The sequence below is a fragment of the Shewanella sp. POL2 genome (genome assembly GCF_000282755.1).
Taxonomy (GTDB): Bacteria; Pseudomonadota; Gammaproteobacteria; order Enterobacterales; family Shewanellaceae; genus Shewanella; species Shewanella xiamenensis.
This window is the reverse complement of sequence record NZ_AKZL01000195.1, coordinates 1-1,221: the sequence shown is the minus strand read 5'-3', so window position 1 is coordinate 1,221 and position 1,221 is coordinate 1. Positions and strand designations below refer to the sequence as shown.

Annotated in this window: 2 pseudogenes; both read left to right on the top strand. The window is 46.2% G+C overall.

The features are described from left to right. Positions 1 to 409 precede the first annotated feature (409 nt). Positions 410 to 916 (top strand): annotated as a pseudogene (locus tag SHEWPOL2_RS22000) (IS630 family transposase); the annotation flags it as partial. Positions 917 to 941: 25 nt separating this feature from the next. After that, positions 942 to 1,058: pseudogene (locus SHEWPOL2_RS23300) on the top strand (IS630 family transposase); the annotation flags it as partial. Positions 1,059 to 1,221: the final 163 nt, after the last annotated feature.

Sequence of the window (1,221 nt, the reverse complement as noted above, 5' to 3'; positions counted from 1 at the left end):
GTTTGACCTCATCGCTTGCGTTACCGCTCACTGGGTCAGGGCTGCGTATTTTACGCATTTCCCTTGTTGCGTCAAGGCGTTTTTACAAACTTCTTGAGGCTTTTGAATCAACTGCACATTCTGCATTCGATTCGCACTGAAACCGCACTCGCTTTCGCTGTCTGCCGTGTCAGTGGATGCGCATTATAGGCAGCGAAACTTTTTGTGCAAGCGCTTTTTCAGGTTTTTATGATTAATTTTCAAATAGATTGTTACACCCAAGCTAGGCACAACCTACACACTTGTTATACCCAGAGTTATCCACACTGAGAGGGTTTAATGACTAGATTAAATTACTCAATTTTAAGTTAAAAGAGCTCACAGCTGTGCGTATTCAAAGTTAATTGTGAGGCTGATTTTTTTAGTCTCGATTGATATTTGGTTTCAGGACGAAGCCAGATTCGGCCTGCAAAATACAACGACACGCCTTTGGGCCCCCAAAGGCAGTAGACCAAGAGCGCTAAAACAGCAGCAGTTTGAATATGTGCACCTGTTCGGCGCAGTCTGTCCTACAACAGGAGAAACTGAAGCCATCATCACGTCATTCGTTAATAAGGACATCATGTACCAGTACCTGGAGCTGATTGCAAGACGCACCAAACCTGGCCGCCATGCAGTCGTGGTAATGGACGGTGCGGGTTGGCATACCAAAGACCTTGCTGCTGATATCCCCAACCTGTCGATACTCAAACTGCCGCCATATTCCCCAGAACTAAACCCCATCGAACAGGTATGGAGTTGGCTTCGCCAACATTATCTCGCCAATCGCTGTTTTAAAGGAGATGAGGACATAGTGGATGCCTGCAGCAAGGCATGGAACAGCTTTATCAGTTGTACAAAACGCGTGATAAAGATGTGCTCTCATGGGCGAAAGTGACTGAGCTTTAATGCGGAATGGTATTAAAGGATATGAGGACATAGTGGATGCCTGCAGCCAGGCATGGAACAGCTTTATCAGTTGTACAAAACGCGTGGTAAAGATGTGCTCTCGGGAATGGGCAAAGGTGACTGAACTTTAATGCGGAATGGTATTAGCCATGATTGAACGCGAAGAAGCTTGTCTTCGTAGCAGGGGAACTCGCTTAGCGGCGAGGCGACTGCCATGGATGATGAAAGTGTCAATATTGGAGATTGGAGGAACATTTATTGACCGACATAGAGGTAGCTTTTCGCGAAGCGTAT